An 18,255-nucleotide genomic window follows, 5' to 3' on the forward strand; every position below is an offset into this window, starting at 1 on the left:
TCTTGCGCGGCGGCTTGCGGAAGGCGCTGTTCGTCACCCTGCTGGTGACGGCTGGCGGCTTCCTGACTGCGCTGTTCCCCGCCTTGTTCGGGCTGGCCGACCTTACTGAGGGCATCGGCGTCTGGGCGCTGGCCAGCCTTGTAGGCCTTGCCGCCGGCCTCGCCGGGCTGTGGGTCATGATGACCCTGCTGGACGGGCATTTCGACCAGCTGGTGCGCCTGCATGGCGCGGTGCTGGGCGCCGGGGTGCGCGGTGGCACGCTGCCGGACAGCTGGAATGCGCGCGGCGGAAAGCCGGACGAGCTGCAGCGGCTGGCCGGCGCCATCGCCGCCATGCTGGCGCGCGACCGCGCCGATGACCGCCGTGTCGATGCGCGGCTCAGCGCGATCCTCGGCGCCATCGGCGAGCCGATCCTGGTGGTGACGCAGACCGGCCTCATCAGCCTGATGAACGCCAAGGCCGCTGCCCTGCTCGGCGCGGACCGGCTGCATCTGGGCGGCAGCCTCTACGCCATCCTCGACCGGACGCCGCTGATCGACGCCTCCGGCGAATCGCGGGCGGCGGGCGCGCCGGTCGAGCGGACCCTCACCGGGGTCGCGGGCGATACCTACCCCGCGCGGGTCGTGCCGCTGGACGAACCCGACGGCCTGCTGATCGTGTTCCTGTCCGATGTGCCGGGCCATGCCGCCGGCATTGTGGAGCATGACATGGCTCTGCACGACACGCCGCCGGATATCGCGCCGCACCCGGACCTGCCGCTGACCGAGCTGCCGGCCCTGTCTCTGGATTGCGAGACGACCGGGCTGAATGTTGCCACTGACCGCGTCGTCTCCGCCGCCGGTATCGTCATGCACGGGCCGCGGCTCTACCGCCATCTCGCCTATGACCGGCTGGTCAATCCGGGCGTGCCGATCCCGCCTGCCTCCACAGCGATCCACGGCATCACCGATGACATGGTCGCATCGGCGCCGCCGGTCGCCGAGGTGCTGGCGGAACTGGCCGAGCTGCTGCGCGGGCGTGTCGTGATCGGCCACAACATCGCCTTCGACCTGGCGGTGCTGCGTGCCGAGGCGGCCCGGCACGGCGTCGCCTGGAGCGATCCGCCGGCGCTGTGTACGGCGCTGCTGTTCAGCTTCCTGTATCCGCGCCACCGCGACCTGAACATGGAGGCGGTGGCCGCCATGTGCGGCGCGGAGATCGAGGGCCGCCACACCGCTTTCGGCGACTGCCTGGTGACCGCCGAGATCTTCGCCGGCATGCTGCCGCTGCTGGCCGAACAGGGCGTCACCACGCTGGCGGATGCCCAGCGCGTCCTGGCGCAGCCTTCCGTCATGCGGGCTCGCCAGCATGAGGCCGGGTGGCATGCGCCAGCGGATGGAAAGGCAGGCGAGCGATGAATGCCGAAGCGCTGCAGCGGCTGGACAGTTTCCCCTACCGCCACCGCGTGGCGGAGGTGATGAGCAGCCCGGTCGTCACCATGCCGGCGGCGGCCACGGTAAAGCAGGCCTGCGACTTGATGATCGAGAAGGGCATTAGTTCCGTCCTGGTCACGGGGGATAGCGGGCTGGCGCCCACTCTCGCCCCCCCGCTGGGAATCGTGACCGAGCGCGATGCGTTGCGGTTGATTGCCGAGGAAGGAGAGGCCGCTCTCGGGGCGCCGCTGTCGCGGCTGATGAGCAGCCCGGTCGAAGGCGTGCCGCAGGATGCCTTCGTCTATCTGGCGCTGGGCCGGATGGACCGGCTGGGTGTACGCCACCTGGCGGTGTTCGATACCGACGGGTCGGTGGTCGGCATCCTGTCGGCGCGGCAGCTGTTGCGCCAGCGCGCTGGCTCCGCGCTGGCCATCGGCGACCGTATCGGGGTTGCCCGCAGCGCGGAGGAAATGCTGGAGATCGTGCGCGGCCTGCCGGCCCTCGCCAGTTCGCTGCTGGCCGAGCAGGTGGCACCGCTGGACGTGGCCGCCGTCATCTCCGGCGTGATGCGCGATGTGACCGGCCGCGCTGCGCACCTGTCGGCAGAGGCGATGGCGGAGGCCGGCTGGGGTCCCGCGCCGGCGCCCTGGTGCGCGCTGATCCTGGGGTCCGGCGGGCGCGGCGAGAGCCTGCTGGCCCCGGATCAGGACAATGGCATCCTGCATGCCGGCACGCCGAAGGACGATGCCTGGTACGCCGAGCTGGGCCGCCGCATGGCCGACATGCTGAACGAGGCCGGTATCCCCTACTGCAAGGGCGGGGTGATGGCGAAGAACCCGGAATGGCGCCATGACGAGACTGGCTGGCGCCGCGCCATCGATATCTGGGCGGAACGGCCAATCGGGGAAAACCTGCTGAATGTCGATATCTTCTTCGATTTTCAGGCGGTCGCGGGCCGGGGCGATCTGGCGGAGCTGCTGCGCGCCTACGCGCTGGACCGCGCCCGCAAGACCATCGGCTTCCTGCGCAATTTGTCGCTGAACCAGCGCGAGATGCGCCCGCCGCTGGGCTTCTTCGGCGGCATCCAGACCATCGACGGGCGCGTCGATCTGAAGATCGGCGGGTTGCTGCCGGTGGTCAGCGCCGCACGTATCCTGGCGCTGCGGGGCGGGGTCGCGGCGACGGCGACGGCGGAGCGGCTGCGCGAGGCCGCCAGCCTGGGGCTGATCGCGGAGAATGACGCCGCCGACCTTGCCGGCGCCCATCGCATTCTGGTGCGGCTGGTGCTGGAACAGCAGATCGAGGATATCGCCGAGGGCCGCCAACCCGGCACAAGGGTGGAGCTGGCCCGCCTGACCAAGCCGCAACGCCATCTGCTGCGCGAGGTACTGCGCCGCATCGGCCAGGTACCCGACATGGTGCAGGACGCCCTTTCCGCGTAAGGTCGGCGCAATACGAAGCGAAACAGGGACATGCCATGAAGATGCGGACGATGACACCGGTCGACCTCGATCTCGTGATCGACTGGGCGGCGGCGGAAGGCTGGAATCCGGGGCTGGAGGATGCCGCCGCTTTCCGGGCGGCCGATCCCGAGGGGTTCTTCGTCACCGAGCATGAGGACCAGCCCGTCGCCGCCATCTCCGTGGTCAATCTCGATCCCGGCTTCGCCTTTTTGGGCCTGTATATCTGCCGGGAGGAATGGCGCGGCCAGGGCATCGGTCTTGCCCTCTGGAACCATGCGCTGCGCCACGCCGGACACCGCACCGTGGGGCTGGATGGCGTTGCCGCACAGCAGGCCAATTATGCGAAATCGGGATTCGTGCGCACTGGTGCGACGCGGCGGCTGGAAGGCGCACCGGGTACGCAGGGCAGCACGGATATCCGTCCGGCGGAACCGGCCGATCTGCCGGCGCTGCTGGCGCTGGACGAACGGGCGAACGGCTATGCCCGTCCGACTTTCCTGACCGGCTGGGTGGCGCCGCTGGAAACCCGCCGGACGCTGGTTCTGGAAGGGGCCGGCGGCCCGGAAGGCTTCGCCACGATAAGGCGCTGTCGCAGCGGGGCGAAGGTCGGCCCGGTCGTCGCACCCGATGCCGATGCGGCGCTGCGGCTGATCCGGGCTGCCGCCGGTATCTTCCCCGATAGCGGTCCGGTTATCGTCGATGTACCGGACAGCAATGAGGCGCTCGGCCAGTTGCTGGCCGACACAGGTATGGTAGAGACATTTGCAACCGCACGGATGTATAAAGGGCCACCGCCGCCGGCCACATCGCTGCTGCACGCACCGGCGACGCTGGAACTGGGATGAGGAGCCGACGATGCCGTCTTTTGCTTCCCTTGGCGCCCTGCTGCTTGCCGCTATGATGCTGGCGGGTTGCGGCGCTGTCGAGACTATCGACTGGAACCGCACCGCCGACGGCTGGGTCCGCTCGCTCTGTCAGGATCGCAGCAATGTCGATTGCCATGGCGAATATCAGCGCCACCCGACGCTGCGCAACCATGCCGGGGGGCGGGTGTAGGCTGTCTCAGGCCGCCCGCAGGCTTTCGGGCGATGCGGTGAACACGAAATTGTTGATGTAGGTTGCGCCCTTCAGGCGCTTGGTACCGGCCTCGTTGAGGGCGGCGCGGTTCTGCAGCCGTGCCGCATCGAAGGACTCGACGGGGTGCCATTGCCCGTCCATGCGGAAGAAGCCGCTATAGCCCAGCGGCTCCAGCAGGCCGCGCAGCGCGGCGACGGCGCCGGGGCGGTGGCGTTCCTCCGCCTCGACCAGGATCGTCGGCTGATGTCGCCGCAGCAGGCCAAGCCCACCCTCGATCACCGCGCTCTCGAAACCTTCCACATCGATCTTCATGAAGCCGATGGGCAGGTCCCGGACCGAGTCCAGCCCGTCCAGCCGATGCACGGGCACGGTGATATCGGCGACATTCGCCATGCCCTCCAACGGCTGCAGTGTCGAGAGGGCGGTCATGCCATCGGGAATATGCAGGGTGGCGCTGCCATCCTCGTTGCCGAGCGCGCAATTCTCGACGATCAACCTTCCATCTCTGACCGCCGCCGCAAAGCGCCGGACCACCAGCTGGCTGAGGCGGGGGATCGGCTCGACGGCGACGACCAGCCGCGCCCGGCGCAGCAGCCAGTGCGTGTACAGGCCGGTATTGGCGCCGATATCCAGCGCCACGGTCCCCGCCGGGCACAGGACCGGCAGCAGCGACAGTTCCGGGTCGGCATAGAAGGGGGCCGCACGGTCGCGCAGGTCGAGAAGCACCCGGTACAGGGCCGGCATGCGCTTGGACAGGAAAGCTTGCAAGGAGATATCCGGAAGGCAGGAAAGAGGAAGCCTGTAAATTAGCTTAAACTCGCGATATTGTCGCCGCCAATCGGCGTCACATCAGGGCAGGCAGCTATGGGGCGCCCAGGGAAGGTTTCGATAATGCGGGGTGATGGTGATGCGGTCCGCGACCTGCCAGATCGGGCTGTTGTCGGCCGGGCAGCTGGTCATGACGGCGGCGGTCGGGTTGCCGTTCCAGGAGTCCGGGATGTTCACGCGGACAACCACTTCCTTGCCCCAGCGCTGCGGCGGGCCGATCCACCAGCCGGCAGGCAGCGCGGCAGTGAAATGCTCGTGAAGCGCAAGCTGCAGGTCGAAGGTTTCCGGCGAGAAGCCGGGCAGGGCCCGCGATGAGCGGTTCCCCTGTGCCGCAGCGGGCGCGGCCGTCAGCGCCGCGACCAGCGCGACCGCCATGCAGAACGCGGCACGGGTGCTTCGGCTCATTGGCGGGGCGGAATATCGTGGTGCAGGCGCATGCCGGTAGCTATCACGGTTTCCGCGCGCCCCTCAACGATCTGTCGCAATGATGCCGGCCAATTTCTCTTCCCTGATCACGACGCTGAGGGGCGGCGCGCTGTGGCGCTACGCCGCCGGGCTGGGCGTGCGTGGTGTGGAGACAATTGGCAAGCTGGGACTCTATGTCGCTGTCGGGGCGCGGCTGGGCGCGCATGATGCCGGGCTGTTCTTCCTCTGCCTGACCTGGATCGGCATCGTCTCGACCGTGGCGCGCCTCGGCTTCGACCGCGCGATGACCCGCCATATCGCAGCGGAACTCGCCGTCGGCAATGGAAGGGCGGCGCGCGCCGCGCTGGTGCAGGGGCTGGCGCTGACCGCCCTGGCGTCCGTGGCGGCCGCGCTGCTGACCGTGCTGGTGGCGGAGCTGGCGGCGGTGCGGCTGTTCGGCTTTCCGGACCTGGCCTGGCCGCTCTACCTCTCGGCGCTGGTGCTGGTGCCGCAGACCCTTGCCTTCTCCCTGGGGGCGGCGCTGGCCGGCTTCGGCAGGGGCGTGGCCGCGCAGGTCGTGCAGAACGCCCTCTGGCCGGTACTGACGCTGGCCGCCCTGCTGGCGCTGCCGATTGCGGTTGAGGGCGTCATCGTCGCGCTGGGTGCTGCCCTCGCGGCCAGCTGCCTGCTCGGTGGTGCCATTCTGCTGCGGGAACGGGACCGGCTTCGCACCATACCGGCACAACCGGCTGCAGAGGCGCTGCCCAGCCTGTGGGCGACGGCGCGGCCCCTGCTGGTGGTCGAGATCACCCAGGTCGGGCTGTCGGGCCTGCCGGTGTTCGTGCTCGGCATGGTGGCGGATGCGGCGACGGTCGGCGCCTTCAGCATCGCCAGCCGGATATCGATGCTGATCTGGGTCATCATCATTTCCATCGGCACGCTTGCCGCACCGCGCTATGCGGCATTATACCGCCTTGGCGACAGCGATGGTCTGCGTGCCTATAACCGGCTGGTGCAGCGCGGCGCCGCGCTGGTCGCGGTGCCGGCAACGCTGGTGATGCTGGCGGTGCCGGAATTCCTGCTCGGCCTGATCTCGGCGGATTTCCGCGTCGCTGCCCTGGCGTTGCAGATCCTGGCCCTGGGACAGATGGCGAATGGCCTGTTCTCGTGCCAGGACATCCTGCTGGCGATGGCCGGCAAGGGGGACGTGCTGTGGCGGCTGAACCTGCTTCAGCTTGCGGTCGGACTGGTGCTGTGTGGCGTGTTGGTCCCGGCCTTCGGCCTGACCGGGGCGGCGCTGGCGGCGTCGCTGACCGTCCTGCAGGGCGCGCTGGGGACACATTGGGCAGCGCGGCGCCATGTCCTGTCGATAGGACGAAATTAACCTTATATTAAAATATATTTGATAAACATTGCCTGGTGCGGTGATTCTGAGTACGCATTTAACCGGGCGGGCGTTCCATGCGCCCGCCGAAATTTTCTCCGGAAAGATACAGGGTAACGGACGCCTCATGCGGTGGACATTCGGGTCGTTCAATCGGCTGGTGCTTCTGTCCGATCTGGTTATGTGCGGGGCCGTGCTGCTCCTGGCCTCGCATCTGGACGGGTCGGTCCCGGCCGGAGGGCAGACGGCGCCGGAGATCGCGTTGCTGCTGCTGGACAGCATCGTCTTCGTCAGCTGCATGATCTTCGCCGGTGCCTACCGGTTCGAGAATTATCGCAAGCCGTTGAATGAAGCGGCCCGCTTCGCCTTCTGCCTGGCCGCCGGATTCGCGGTCGTGGCGGGGCTGGAGGCGCTTGTCGGCGGCTCGGCGGCGCATCCGCCCGAAGCGCTGGCGATGTGGCATGTCGCGGCCTGGGTCGCGCTGTCCGCCGGGCGGCTGGCGGTCGGGCGCGTGGCGCGCCACATGATCGAGACAAACCGGCTGCGCCGCGACATTGTCATTGTCGGCTCGACCGAGATTGCCGGACAGATCATCCGCAATACGCAGACGCCAGAATGGCGCCATTACTATCGCGTGGTGGCGGTCTTCGACGACCGGGTGAACCGTCTGCACAGCGAACACCGGGACGAAAACGAAGGCATCGGCATCACCGGGGCGATCGATACGCTGCATGCCTACATCCAGGAGCATCCTGTCGATATCGTCGTCATCGCCCTGCCCTGGGAGGCGACGGAGCGGATTTTCGGCCTACTGGAGCGGCTGCAGATGATCGCCGCCGATATCGTCCTGCCGCTGAAGCAGAATGTGCTGAACCTGCGGCTGCCGCATGGCGGCCAGGTTGCCGGCATCCCCGTGCTGGAACTGATGCGCGAGCCGCTGAAGGGCACCAAGGCGCTGCTGAAGCTGGTGGAGGATTATACGGTTGCCGCTGTCGGGCTCGTCCTCGTGGCGCCGATTCTGGCGCTTGCGGCGCTTGCCATCAAGCTAGAAAGCCCGGGGCCGGCGCTATTCCGGCAGCCGCGCCTCGGCCTCAACAACAAGCCGTTCATGATCTACAAGCTGCGCACCATGAGGCTCGACCCCAGCGATGATGGCAGCCGGGGCACCTTCCGGGAGGACCCGCGCATCACCCGCGTCGGCGCTTTCCTGCGTCGCACCAGCATCGACGAGCTGCCGCAACTCCTCAATGTGCTGCGCGGCGAAATGTCCGTGGTGGGGCCGCGCGCCCATGTGCCGAAGATGCTGGTCAGTGACCAGCTCTACGCCGAGGCGGTGCGCCGCTACGCGACGCGCAGTCGCCTGAAGCCGGGCATTACCGGCTGGGCGCAGATCAACGGCATGCGCGGTGGCATCCATTCGGTGGAGAAGGCCAGGAAGGGTGTCGAACTGGATACCTACTACATCGAGAACTGGTCGCTCTGGCTCGACCTGAAGATCATGGCGCGCACCCTGCTGGTCGGCATGGTCGGCCGCGACATCTTCTGATCGCCCGCTCTGCGCGCCTAACAATATCTGGTGTATTTCCCCTGGCTTCCTATACAAAAGCGGGGAATCGCGCTAGATTCGCAATTGTCTATAATTCAATGGATCAAGGTCCATCTCCGTGCTCAGCCGCCTGAAGACTCTGGTCAGCCATGAAGGCTTCCGGGCACAGCCCGTGATGATGTCCCTGCGATGCCTGGCCTGGGCGTTCTATGTCGCCATCGGGCGCGCGCCGGCTTTCCTGCTCAGCAGCCATGGGGCCCTCATCCGGGTTCCCGCGACGCTGCGCTTCACCTCGGTGGCCAGCTATGTGTGGCGCGACTGGTTCGAGCCGGAGCTGCGCCATCTGGAGAAATTCGTGCAGCCGGGTCAGACGGTCATCGATATCGGCGCGAATATAGGGCTGTACACCCTGAAGGCGGCCAGTCTTGTCGGCTCCATGGGGCGCGTGATCGCGGTGGAGCCGGGGGAAGAAGCCTCGCGACAGTTGCGGGCCAATCTGGCGCTCAACGATTTTCCGCAGGTGACGGTGGCCCAGCTGGCGCTGTCCGATCATGCCGGCGAGGCGACGCTGCACCATATCCCGCTCGGCGACGACCCGCAGGCCTATTCGCTGATGCCGGACAGCAGTGCGGAGACCGGCGAGACTGTTGCCATCGACACGCTGGACGCTTTGGCTGCCCGGCTGGGCATCGCGGCGCTCCACCTCATCAAGATGGATGTCGAGGGCGCGGAGCCGCTGGTGATCGCCGGCGGTCGCGAGACCCTGCAGCGCTTCCACCCCATTGTCATCTTCGAGGTGAATACCCGCCTGCTTGCTGAGGCGGCTGGCGATCGCCATGCCGCCTGGCATGCCCTGAAGGATCTGGGCTACCGGTTCTATCGCTTGCGGGACGGGCAGCTTGAGGCCGCCGATGGCGTCGGCGAGGCGTTCGGCAATCTGGTCGCAATTCATCCCGACGGCCCGGTTGGGATACGCGAAGGCCGATGATGGAAGAGACGCTGCCCGCGCTGCGACGGCCGCGTGCCCTGAACCCGCATCCCCGCGAAGCGTCCACCGCCTTCACGCTGCGCGACATCCTCGTACAGGCTTTCTATGCCTGGCGGCCGATCCTGGCGGCCTTCCTGCTGGTCTTTGCGATTGGCCTCGCCGCCGCGATCCTGACCAAGACCCGCTATACGGCGGAAGGCAGGCTGCTGGTCGTGGCCTCCCAGGAAGCGCCGGATCGGGCGCTGGGCGCAGGCGCGCTGGCATCCTCCCTCGTCACGGTGGACAGCCAGAAGATCGTTCAGACCGAGATCAACCTGCTGGTCAGCGAAGCGGTCGTCCGCTCGCTGGTCGGCACGCTGGAGCCGGACTGGATTTATCCCGACCTGGTCGAGGAAAGGCTGTTTGGCCTGCTGCCGCCGCATCCGCGTGCGGAACTGGTTGGCCGGGCGACCCAGCGTATTCTGGAGAGCCTGAGTGCCGAGGCTGGTGCCAACTCCAACATCGTGCGCGTGACCTTCGCGCATCCGGACAGGGAGGTGGCGGCTCTGGTCGTGAACGACCTGCTGCAAACCTACCTGGCGCAGCGCCGTACCATCTTCAAGAACAACCAGTTCGACCTGCTGACCGCGGAAATGCAGCGCAACAAGCAGGAATTGCAGAAGGTGCGCGACGAGATCGACACCATCAAGCGCGACTTCCAGATCGTCAATATTGAGCAGGAAATCCTGCTCATCGCCAATACCGTCGATACCATCCGGGCGCGGCAGCGGCAGACGCGGGAACGGCGGGTCTCGCTGTTCGCCCAGATCGCTGAGACCAAGCAGAAGGTGGCCTCGCTGCCGGAGCAGGTCTTCGATTTCGTGGAGACCAGCGACCAGTCGCCTAACATCGACGACAAGAATGTGCTGCTGCAGCTGGAGCTCCAGCGCGACCAGATGCGCGCCTATTTCAAGCCGGACTATCCGCCGCTGCAGGAGCTGGAGCAGAAGATCGAGACGGTGCGCAAGGCCATCGCAAGCGACGAGCGGCCGAACTTCACGACGCTGCGCCGGGTGCGCAACCCCACCCATGCCTTCCTGTCCGACCATCTGGCGCAGCTTGAGATCGAGATAAGCGCCACGGAACAGCAGCTTGCGGAACTCGCCCGGCAGCATGATGAGAGCCGGGAGCGGATGGATGTCATCCGTACCGCCGACATGCGGCTGCAGGAGCTGGAGCAGCGGCGCGGCGTGCTGGAGACGATCCAGCGCGACTATGTGCTGCAGATCGAATCTGCCTGGCTGGACCGCATCGCCGCCGAGCAGCGCGACAAGAATGTCAGCGTCGTGCAATGGGCCTCGCCGCCCGTCTTCGGGCGCTCGAGGGCGCCGGGTCTGATCGCCGCCGGCCTGGTCGGCGGGCTGCTGTTCGCTACTGCCGTCGGCTTTGCCGTCACCCGGCTGCGGCCGGTCTTCATCCTGCCGACGGAAGCGGAGCGGCGGCTTGGCATTCCGGCGCTCGCCAGCCTGTCGGAAACCGGCGGCAATGACGGGCTGCCGCAGGCCCAGGATGCCATCGCCTTCCTGGCGACAAGGCTGGCGGAATTCTCCGTCGATGGTGAGCGGCTGAAGCGACTCCAGATCGTCGCCGATACCGACAGCGCGGACCTGCCGCGCATCGCCGCCGCCCTGTCCAGCGAGTTTGCGCTGAACCATGGCCGCAATGTGCTTGTGGTCGACCTCAGCGAAAACGGCAATGCGGTGCTGCGGCTCATGCCGCCGGGCGAGAGCGGCGCGCGGGAAACCGTGCGCGACCTGGAGATCGTGGAGACCAGCATGCAGGGGCTGTTCGCGACCAGGGGCGCGCAGAATTCGGCGCTGGCCCACCTGCGTACGCCGCTGCCGGAACTGCGCGAGACGCTGAGCGAGCTTGGGCAGCGTTTCGACATGACGGTGATCCTGGCGCCGCCGCTGAACCGCGACCCGATTGCGCAGCGTCTGGCGGCCCGTGTCGATGCCAGCCTGCTGGTGCTGGTCGCTGACAAGACACGGGTGATGTCCGCCGTGCGGCTGCGCGATGCCCTGCTGGAAGCCGGTGGCGATCTTCTGGGCTTCGTGATGAGCGGCCGGCGCTATTATGTTCCAAGAGCCATCTACCGGCGGCTGTGAGGCGGCACATGGCATTCATTCTGCAGAAGATCCGGCGGCCGGCAGCGTGTCTCGCGCTGGCCATGCTGTTGCTGACGGGCCTTGCGGCCTGCGGCACGGACCAGAACCTCAGCCCGCGCGAAACCGCTGCCAGCCGGTTCGCCGCCTGGAGTGACGACGTGCCGGAGTATCGCCTGGGCAGCGGCGACACGGTGCAGGTCAGCTATCTCTTCACCCCGAATCTGGATCAGGAGGCGCTGGTCGCGCCCGATGGGACGATCACGCTGCGTCTTGCCGGACGCCTGCAGGCCGAGGGGCAGACGGTCGAGCAGCTGAACCAGGCGGTGACCGAGGCCTCGGCGAAATGGATGCGGCAGCCGGTGACGCGGGTCGCGGTGCGCGAGGCGCGGTCGGCGCGCATCTATGTCGGCGGCCAGGTCGGGCGGGCCGGGGCAATTCCGCTGGATCGCCGCATCGGCGCGCTGGAAGCCGTGCTGCTGGCGGGCGGCTTCACCGATGAGGCCCGCACCAGCGAGGTGGTGCTGATCCGGCGCAGCCCGGATGACAGCCCGATGCTGCGCACGCTCGATCTGCAGGATTTCATCCAGACCGGCGGGGCGGACGGCACCATCCCGCTGGCCGCCGGCGACATTCTCTATGTCCCGCGCAGCGGCATTGCCGAGGTCAATCTCTGGATCGACCAGTTCATCAACAAGGTGCTGCCGTTCCAGCGCAGCGCGAACTTCACCTATACGGTCACGCGGAACGGGACCGGCACCGGGACAGTCTTCCCGTGACAGAGGGGGCGATCCCGGAAGATTCCCTCTTCGGCACGCCGATCGCGCTACTGGACGTACCGGGCGCTGCTGCCGCCATCATGGCGCGGCCGGCGGAGGCGCGCTTCGCCTATGTGGTCACGCCGAACGCCCAGCATCTGGTGCAGCTCGACCGGGGCGATGCGGCCTTCCGCGCCGCCTATGACGGCGCCTGGCTGCGGCTGTGCGACAGCCAGATCGTGCGGCTGGTCGCCCGGCTGCTGTTTCGGCGCGACCTGCCGCTGTGCGCCGGCAGCGATCTGACGGCCGCCCTATTCGCGCAGCATATCCGCCCGGAGGACAGCCTCTGCGTCATCGGCGGCGATGCCGAGCTGGAGCGCCGGTTGCGCGAGAAATATGGCCTGCGCAACCTGGCCCGGCACGAACCGCCGATGGGCTTCATGGCCGATCCGGCGGCGGTACAGGCCTGTATCGATTTCATCGAGGCGCATCCCAGCCGGCTGGTCTTCCTGGCGGTCGGCTCGCCGCGCTCGGAGCTGCTGGCGTATCGGGTGCGGGCACGCGGCAAGGCCACGGGCACGGGCCTGTGCATCGGCAGTTCGCTGCATTTCATCACCGGGCTGGTGCCGCGCGCGCCGCTGTGGATGCGCAAATGGGCGCTGGAATGGCTGTTCCGGCTGTTGCGCGCGCCGCGCAGCCATGCCCGCCGTGTGTTCGTCGATTCGCTGCCTTTCCTGTATATTGCCGTGAAGCAGAGGCTGATGCCGGCGCGGCGACCGGACGTGCCGCCGAAGGAGCGTTGAACGGCCATGCCCCAGGGGGTGCAAAAGCTGGCGCAACAGGGATGGCAGCAGGAGACTCATCCGGACGGGCGGATCGTCCTGCTGCCTGCCGGTCGTGTGCTGCTGCTCGATGGCGATTCCGGCGCGGCGGATCACAAGGCCGAGGCCGGCCAGACCGCAGTGTTCCTTGCGCTGTTGCTCGCCCTGCCGATGTTCGGGCAGAGCTTCCACTACATGATCGACGTGCCGCCACTCTATTTCCTGTCCAAGGCCTGGCCGATCCTGACCGCACCGCTGGCGCTGTACGCGCTGGTCCGGCTGTCGCTGCCGCTGCTCGTACTCTATGGCGTCCTGGTGGCCTATGTGCTGGGGCTGACGCCGCTGCTGTCGATGATCTATTTCGGCACCGGCCTTATGGACGCTCTGGCGACCACCGCCAAGACCCTGCCCTTCCTGTATTATTTCTCGGCGCTGGGGCTGCTTCTGCTGCTGCGCCCCCGGCCGGAGACGGTGGTGCGGGCGGTGCTGTGGCTGGGGGCCGCGACCTTCATCGCGATGGCGCTGCTGTGGGTCGTGATCCCGGCCGATTTCTACAAGGCCGACCCGGCGCAATCGAAGCTGTTCCTGCTGGAGGCCGAGCGCGGCTACCGCATCTTCATGCCGATGTTCTTCGGCACGATTTTCATCTTCTACCTGACGCGCCGTGTCTTCGCCCGGCAGGAGCTGGCGACCATCCTGGTGCTGCTGGTCTGCTTCGCCCTGATGGTGATGATCTACAAGCAGCGCACGGTCATCCTGGCGGTGCTGCTGACCGTGGGGCTGATCGCGCTTGCCGCCAGTTCCGGCTGGCGGCGCGGGCTGCTGCTACTGTTCGGCACGGCGGGCGGGCTGCTGGCGGCGGGCCTGATCTACGCGCAGTTTCTGGAGCGGATCGAGGAGGCGCTGGGCGCCTCGCTGACCATCCGGCAGCTGTCGATCACCATCGCCACCGATTACGTGCTCAGCAACCCGCTGGTCATGTGGTTCGGCGCCGGCTCGGTCACCCGGCTCAGCGACAACAATCTGCAGACGATTCTGGGCAACGCCCATTTCTACCTGGCGGATATTGGCTGGCTCGGCATCGTCTTCGAATATGGGCTGATCGGCGCCAGCCTGATTCTCGCAGTGTATCTCGCCTCGCTGCGCCGCATCCGCCGAATCCAGGAGGCGACACATTATTCCATGATAACCGCCGCGCTGGGCGACCATATCGTGCTGATGCTGATCACCTCGCTGGTCTATTCGCTGGTGTTCACGCCCGGCGAGATGGCGACCGCTCTGGCGCTGGCAACCTATCTGGGGCTGCACAGCGACACATCGGTCCCCCGGCCCTAGCGCGTCAATAAGGCCTAGATTGCGTCCACCCCCCGCTATCGGCTACAAAGCCTGCGCTGGGCGGCCCGCGGTACAGGCCGCCCTACCGTCTTTCCCGAAGAAGTGTGAGTGAGGAGCGGCATGGCCTCCTATCAGTATGTTTATGTGATGAAGGGCCTGTCGAAGGTCTATCCGGGCGGCCGTGAGGTCGTGAAGGATGTCTGGCTGTCCTTCCTGCCCGGCGCCAAGATCGGCGTGCTGGGCCCGAACGGCGCCGGCAAGTCCACCCTGATGAAGATCATGGCGGGCATGGACAAGGAGTTCAACGGCGAGGCCTGGGCCGCCGAGGGTGCGCGCGTCGGCTATCTGCCGCAGGAACCGCAGCTCGATCCGGCCAAGGACGTCATGGGCAACGTGCTGGACGCGCTGGCCGAGACCCGCGACCTGCTGGAGCGGTTCAACGCGATTTCGGCCAAGTTCGCCGAGCCGATGGACGATGACGAGATGAACAACCTGCTGGCCGAACAGGCCGAGCTGCAGGAGAGGATAGACGCCAACAATGGCTGGGAGATCGAGCGCACGGCGGAGATCGCCATGGACGCGTTGCGCTGCCCGCCGGGCGATGCCGATGTCTCCAAACTGTCGGGCGGCGAGCGCCGCCGCGTGGCGCTGTGCAAGCTGCTGCTGGAAAAGCCGGATCTGCTGCTGCTCGACGAGCCGACCAACCATCTGGACGCCGAATCGGTCGCCTGGCTGCAGCGCACGCTGCACGATTATCCGGGCACCGTCGTCACCGTGACCCATGACCGCTACTTCCTGGACGAGGTGGCGGGCTGGATTCTGGAGATCGACCGCGGCCGCTGCATCCCCTATGAGGGCAATTACACCGGCTGGCTGGAACAGAAGCGCAAGCGCCTGGAGCAGGAAGCGAAGGCCGAGGATTCCCGCATCCGCACCCTGAAGGAGGAGGAGGAGTGGGTCCGTGCCTCCCCGCGTGCCCGCCAGGCCAAGTCGCGCGCCCGCCTGCAGGCCTATGAGGAGTTGCTGGCTGCCGGGCAGGATCGCGCGCCCGACGCCAACCGCATCGTCATTCCGGCCGGCCCGCGCCTCGGCAACCTCGTCATCGAGGCCGAGCATCTGCGCAAGGCCTATGGCAACCGGCTGCTGATCGACGATCTGGACTTCAAGCTGCCGCCGGGCGGCATCGTCGGCGTGATCGGCCCGAACGGTGCCGGCAAGACCACGCTGTTCCGCATGATCACCGGACAGGAGACGCCGGACAGCGGCGCGATCCGCGTCGGCGAGACGGTCAAGCTGGCCTATGTCGATCAGAGCCGCGACGATCTGGGAGCGAACAAGACCGTCTGGGAGGAAATCTCCGGCGGCAATGACGAAATCGAGCTCGGCAAGCGCAAGATGCAGAGCCGCGCCTATGTCTCGCTGTTCAACTTCCGCGGCAGCGATCAGCAGAAGAAGGTCGGCCAGCTGTCAGGCGGTGAGCGCAACCGCGTGCATCTGGCGAAGATGCTGAAGTCCGGTGGCAATGTCATCATGCTCGACGAACCGACCAACGATCTGGACGTCGATACGCTGCGCTCGCTGGAAGAAGGGCTGCTGGAATTCGCCGGCTGCGCTGTGGTCATCAGCCATGACCGCTGGTTCCTGGACCGTGTCGCGACCCATATCCTGGCCTTCGAGGGCGACAGCCAGGTGGTGTGGTTCGAGGGCAACTATCAGGCCTATGAGGAAGACCGCAAGCGCCGCCTGGGCGCCGAGGCCGACCAGCCGCACCGCATCAAGTACAAGCCGATCAGCCGCAACTGATCGCCGGTTGGCTTCAGGCAAAAGGGCAATAGGGCAAAAGGAAAGGGCGGATGGAGAACCATCCGCCCTTTTTGCTGTGTGAGGCAGCAAGGGTAATCTCTTAGCCACTCAGGGCCGGTCAGGCGGCCTGGCTGCGTGCGGCGGGGCGCTCGCGGGCTTCCATGACCTGCGCCAGTTCGGCGCGGGCGCGCGACACGCGGCTCTTGATCGTGCCGACGGCGCAACCGCAGATCTCGGCGGCATCCTCATAGCTGAAGCCGCTGGCGCCGACCAGGATCAGCACCTCGCGCTGGTCGGGCGTCAGGGTCTGGAAGGCGCGGTCGAAATCGCGCACATGCAGCTTCACTTCCTGCACGGCCGGGGTGGACTGGCTCAGCGCGCGATCGTCGATCGGCTCCATCTCGAAGCGGCGCTGGCGCAGCTGATCGTAGAAGATGTTGCGCAGGATGGTGAACATCCAGGCCTTGAAGTTGGTGCCCATCTGGAACTTGTCCTGCGCCTTCAGTGCACGCAGCACGGCATCCTGTGTCAGATCCTTGGCGCGATCCTCGTCGCGGCACAGCATGCGGGCGAAGGCCTGCAGGTGAGGAATGACGTCAACCAACTCATCCTGAAACGGGCGTGGCATTCTCTGCCTCCGTTATTATTGATATCGAATAGACGATCTGATTACGCCGCCGACTCTGGGTGAGAGCATGGAAGAAAAAAGGCCATGTCGGGGCAACGCTCCCCGATATGGCCACAATGTCTCTTCCCGGATGTTTTGCCCGATGTGCCGTTTATTTTTTCGAACGGCTTTTCGATTTACCCGATATGTCTTCTATAAGAGTGGAGATTTCGTCGGGCAGCGGCTGCTCCACGATCCCGTCATACATCTCTTGCAGATAGGCATCGACCCAATGCGCGAAATGCGGGTCGGCACCATTCTCACCCTGGGGGGGCTCCCCCCGGGAGGCGTCAGCCTGAGGGCGGGGTGCCGGCCTTCGTTCACTGGCCTGCCGTGACCGCGCCATCGCCGTGCCCGTTGCGGGGCGGCTGTAAACAAGTCTCAGATAGGGGGCTCGCTCTGTCATCGGCTGCATCTGTAATGGCGTGGCCAGAGGGTTCATCGGCATCTGCGGTGGCGGCAACGCAGGCTGTGCTTCTGCCAGCCGCTCTTCCGCATGTCCTGCCTGATTAACGCGATGGGCTTCCATCCTGTTCCGCAACAATCACCAGTCTGCCGCAAAATTGCCCTTGTTTGCCTTGGGGCAACCAAAATCCGGCATTAACGAAGATTAGCCACTTGGTCAGCGTCGATTGTTCGCGATGGGAATCTGGACCGGTGGTTGGGGATTTCAATGACATGCCGCAAGGCAGCATCGCGTAAGACGGCCTGACAAAGGAGCGAACGAGATGATGTCCCATAGTACCGATCTGACGGAGGCTCTTCCCTATCTGCGGCGCTATGCGCATGCCCTTTCGGGCAGCCGCTCCAGGGGCGATGCCTATGTGAAGCTGTGCCTTGAGACCTGCCTGGAGGAGCCGCAGCGCCTGACCGGCATTGGCGGAACCAAGGTCCGGCTGTTTGCCCTGTTTCATGAGGTCTGGTCGGTGGTGGCGCTGACCCTGCCGCAGCTGGATGAGGATATGGCCGATGGTGTCGGTCTCGACGACCCGCTCGCCGACGGCCTGCAGAGCCTGCCCGCGCTGAAGCGTCAGGTTTTCCTGCTGGGGCGCCTGGAAGGCTTCTCGGCAATCGAGATCGCCACGATCCTGCATATCGACGAGGCTGATGCGCGCCGCCGCCTCGACGAGGCGACCGCGCTGCTACGCCGGCGCATGATCGACCGTCATCTGCTGCAGGGCGGTGCCGCCGGTGTGTCGGATGATGAAGACGCCTTCGATGTACCCTTGCAGGCACCGTCTTTCGTCCGCCGCACCGCTGACCGGGCGCCGGCCTTTCAGCAGTGATGGTGTAAGCCCTGCCCATTGCCAGCCCGTTGCCGGCGTTATTTCTGAAGCGGCTGGGGAACGCGTTGACCGATCCCGCCGTTAAGTCATCAGGATACCGTTAACGGCGCCAGAAACGGCGCCGGCAGCAAGCGAAAGGAATAACGCGATGGGTATTGAGGTCGGCGGCCTTCTGGGCCTGCTTCTCCTGATCGCCAACATCTGGGCGATCGTCAATGTCGTTGGCAGTGGCGCGTCCACAGGCGGCAAGGTGCTTTGGATTCTGTTCATCCTCATCATGCCGCTGCTGGGCTTCATCGTCTGGCTGATTCTGGGGCCGCGCAGCGTGAAGGCGTAGC

18 protein-coding genes are annotated in these 18,255 nt (G+C 66.4%); 14 read left to right on the forward strand and 4 right to left on the reverse strand.

Features of this window, described 5'->3' with window-relative positions; all coding sequences use genetic code 11:
* The first annotated feature begins 2 nt into the window (after positions 1 to 2).
* Genes P24_RS06110 through P24_RS06125 form a run of 4 tightly spaced genes read left to right on the forward strand, consistent with a single transcriptional unit; the run spans position 3 to position 3,931 of the window.
* Positions 3 to 1,397 (forward strand): 3'-5' exonuclease, encoded by a 1,395-nt coding sequence (locus P24_RS06110; RefSeq protein ID WP_008943825.1) that lies wholly within the window; start codon positions 3 to 5, stop codon positions 1,395 to 1,397.
* Positions 1,394 to 2,854 carry a putative nucleotidyltransferase substrate binding domain-containing protein gene (locus P24_RS06115; protein WP_008943826.1) on the forward strand — a complete coding sequence of 487 codons (1,461 nt, stop codon included), beginning with the start codon at positions 1,394 to 1,396 and terminating at the stop codon, positions 2,852 to 2,854. Before P24_RS06110 ends, P24_RS06115 begins: the two co-directional genes overlap by 4 nt.
* 50 nt (positions 2,855 to 2,904) lie before the next feature.
* Positions 2,905 to 3,720, forward strand: coding sequence for a GNAT family N-acetyltransferase (locus P24_RS06120; RefSeq protein WP_202802362.1), 816 nt, complete (start codon positions 2,905 to 2,907; stop codon positions 3,718 to 3,720).
* 10 nt (positions 3,721 to 3,730) lie between these two features.
* Positions 3,731 to 3,931 carry a hypothetical protein gene (locus tag P24_RS06125; RefSeq protein ID WP_008943828.1) on the forward strand — a complete coding sequence of 67 codons (201 nt, stop codon included), beginning with the start codon at positions 3,731 to 3,733 and terminating at the stop codon, positions 3,929 to 3,931.
* Between the two features lie 6 nt (positions 3,932 to 3,937).
* Here P24_RS06125 and P24_RS06130 read toward each other — a convergent pair whose 3' ends face one another.
* Positions 3,938 to 4,720, reverse strand: a complete 783-nt coding sequence (locus P24_RS06130; protein WP_008943829.1) for an FkbM family methyltransferase — start codon at positions 4,718 to 4,720, stop codon at positions 3,938 to 3,940.
* 81 nt (positions 4,721 to 4,801) lie between these two features.
* Complete coding sequence (locus P24_RS06135) at positions 4,802 to 5,185, reverse strand: hypothetical protein (protein WP_156816196.1); 384 nt, start codon at positions 5,183 to 5,185, stop codon at positions 4,802 to 4,804.
* 79 nt (positions 5,186 to 5,264) lie between these two features.
* Between P24_RS06135 and P24_RS06140 the strand changes: the two genes are divergently transcribed.
* From P24_RS06140 to ettA, 8 genes are all read left to right on the forward strand, one after another.
* Positions 5,265 to 6,569: a lipopolysaccharide biosynthesis protein gene (locus P24_RS06140; protein WP_008943831.1), complete on the forward strand. Its 1,305-nt coding sequence runs from the start codon at positions 5,265 to 5,267 to the stop codon at positions 6,567 to 6,569.
* A 127-nt stretch (positions 6,570 to 6,696) separates the two neighbouring features.
* Positions 6,697 to 8,115, forward strand: a complete 1,419-nt coding sequence (locus P24_RS06145) for an exopolysaccharide biosynthesis polyprenyl glycosylphosphotransferase (RefSeq protein WP_008943832.1) — start codon at positions 6,697 to 6,699, stop codon at positions 8,113 to 8,115.
* A gap of 175 nt (positions 8,116 to 8,290) precedes the next feature.
* Positions 8,291 to 9,103 (forward strand): FkbM family methyltransferase, encoded by an 813-nt coding sequence (locus P24_RS06150; protein ID WP_083859587.1) that lies wholly within the window; start codon positions 8,291 to 8,293, stop codon positions 9,101 to 9,103.
* Positions 9,100 to 11,250 (forward strand): GumC family protein, encoded by a 2,151-nt coding sequence (locus P24_RS06155; protein ID WP_083859575.1) that lies wholly within the window; start codon positions 9,100 to 9,102, stop codon positions 11,248 to 11,250. The genes P24_RS06150 and P24_RS06155 overlap by 4 nt, the downstream gene beginning before the upstream one ends.
* 8 nt (positions 11,251 to 11,258) lie before the next feature.
* Positions 11,259 to 12,026, forward strand: coding sequence for a polysaccharide biosynthesis/export family protein (locus P24_RS06160; RefSeq protein ID WP_008943835.1), 768 nt, complete (start codon positions 11,259 to 11,261; stop codon positions 12,024 to 12,026).
* Positions 12,023 to 12,808 carry a WecB/TagA/CpsF family glycosyltransferase gene (locus P24_RS06165; RefSeq protein ID WP_008943836.1) on the forward strand — a complete coding sequence of 262 codons (786 nt, stop codon included), beginning with the start codon at positions 12,023 to 12,025 and terminating at the stop codon, positions 12,806 to 12,808. The genes P24_RS06160 and P24_RS06165 overlap by 4 nt, the downstream gene beginning before the upstream one ends.
* A gap of 6 nt (positions 12,809 to 12,814) precedes the next feature.
* A complete protein-coding gene (locus tag P24_RS06170) occupies positions 12,815 to 14,161 on the forward strand; it encodes an O-antigen ligase family protein (RefSeq protein WP_008943837.1) in 1,347 nt (448 codons plus the stop codon).
* Positions 14,162 to 14,281: 120 nt separating this feature from the next.
* A complete protein-coding gene (gene ettA, locus P24_RS06175; RefSeq protein ID WP_008943838.1) occupies positions 14,282 to 15,964 on the forward strand; it encodes an energy-dependent translational throttle protein EttA in 1,683 nt (560 codons plus the stop codon).
* A gap of 118 nt (positions 15,965 to 16,082) precedes the next feature.
* Here the strand turns inward: ettA and P24_RS06180 are convergent, their stop codons facing one another.
* Both P24_RS06180 and P24_RS06185 read right to left on the reverse strand, forming a co-directional pair.
* Complete coding sequence (locus P24_RS06180; protein ID WP_008943839.1) at positions 16,083 to 16,592, reverse strand: sigma-70 family RNA polymerase sigma factor; 510 nt, start codon at positions 16,590 to 16,592, stop codon at positions 16,083 to 16,085.
* 151 nt (positions 16,593 to 16,743) lie between these two features.
* Complete coding sequence (locus tag P24_RS06185; protein ID WP_156816197.1) at positions 16,744 to 17,160, reverse strand: hypothetical protein; 417 nt, start codon at positions 17,158 to 17,160, stop codon at positions 16,744 to 16,746.
* A 199-nt stretch (positions 17,161 to 17,359) separates the two neighbouring features.
* Between P24_RS06185 and P24_RS06190 the strand changes: the two genes are divergently transcribed.
* A complete protein-coding gene (locus P24_RS06190; RefSeq protein WP_008943840.1) occupies positions 17,360 to 17,917 on the forward strand; it encodes a sigma factor-like helix-turn-helix DNA-binding protein in 558 nt (185 codons plus the stop codon).
* 148 nt (positions 17,918 to 18,065) lie between these two features.
* Positions 18,066 to 18,254 carry a PLD nuclease N-terminal domain-containing protein gene (locus P24_RS06195; protein WP_008943841.1) on the forward strand — a complete coding sequence of 63 codons (189 nt, stop codon included), beginning with the start codon at positions 18,066 to 18,068 and terminating at the stop codon, positions 18,252 to 18,254.
* The last annotated feature ends 1 nt before the right edge of the window (position 18,255 follow it).

The sequence above is a fragment of the Oceanibaculum indicum P24 genome, assembly GCF_000299935.1.
GTDB lineage: Bacteria > Pseudomonadota > Alphaproteobacteria > Oceanibaculales > Oceanibaculaceae > Oceanibaculum > Oceanibaculum indicum.

What these genes read in the sequence shown, in the direction of transcription:
- ettA (WP_008943838.1), top strand. Translation starts at nt 14,282, where the DNA reads ATGGCCTCCTATCAGTATGTTTATGTGATGAAGGGCCTGTCGAAGGTC.
- P24_RS06145 (WP_008943832.1), top strand. Translation starts at nt 6,697, where the DNA reads ATGCGGTGGACATTCGGGTCGTTCAATCGGCTGGTGCTTCTGTCCGAT.
- P24_RS06155 (WP_083859575.1), top strand. Translation starts at nt 9,100, where the DNA reads ATGATGGAAGAGACGCTGCCCGCGCTGCGACGGCCGCGTGCCCTGAAC.
- P24_RS06120 (WP_202802362.1), top strand. Translation starts at nt 2,905, where the DNA reads ATGACACCGGTCGACCTCGATCTCGTGATCGACTGGGCGGCGGCGGAA.
- P24_RS06125 (WP_008943828.1), top strand. Translation starts at nt 3,731, where the DNA reads ATGCCGTCTTTTGCTTCCCTTGGCGCCCTGCTGCTTGCCGCTATGATG.
- P24_RS06180 (WP_008943839.1), bottom strand. Translation starts at nt 16,592, where the DNA reads ATGCCACGCCCGTTTCAGGATGAGTTGGTTGACGTCATTCCTCACCTG.
- P24_RS06190 (WP_008943840.1), top strand. Translation starts at nt 17,360, where the DNA reads ATGATGTCCCATAGTACCGATCTGACGGAGGCTCTTCCCTATCTGCGG.
- P24_RS06170 (WP_008943837.1), top strand. Translation starts at nt 12,815, where the DNA reads ATGCCCCAGGGGGTGCAAAAGCTGGCGCAACAGGGATGGCAGCAGGAG.
- P24_RS06140 (WP_008943831.1), top strand. Translation starts at nt 5,265, where the DNA reads ATGATGCCGGCCAATTTCTCTTCCCTGATCACGACGCTGAGGGGCGGC.
- P24_RS06195 (WP_008943841.1), top strand. Translation starts at nt 18,066, where the DNA reads ATGGGTATTGAGGTCGGCGGCCTTCTGGGCCTGCTTCTCCTGATCGCC.
- P24_RS06135 (WP_156816196.1), bottom strand. Translation starts at nt 5,185, where the DNA reads ATGAGCCGAAGCACCCGTGCCGCGTTCTGCATGGCGGTCGCGCTGGTC.
- P24_RS06150 (WP_083859587.1), top strand. Translation starts at nt 8,291, where the DNA reads ATGATGTCCCTGCGATGCCTGGCCTGGGCGTTCTATGTCGCCATCGGG.
- P24_RS06185 (WP_156816197.1), bottom strand. Translation starts at nt 17,160, where the DNA reads ATGGAAGCCCATCGCGTTAATCAGGCAGGACATGCGGAAGAGCGGCTG.
- P24_RS06115 (WP_008943826.1), top strand. Translation starts at nt 1,394, where the DNA reads ATGAATGCCGAAGCGCTGCAGCGGCTGGACAGTTTCCCCTACCGCCAC.
- P24_RS06160 (WP_008943835.1), top strand. Translation starts at nt 11,259, where the DNA reads ATGGCATTCATTCTGCAGAAGATCCGGCGGCCGGCAGCGTGTCTCGCG.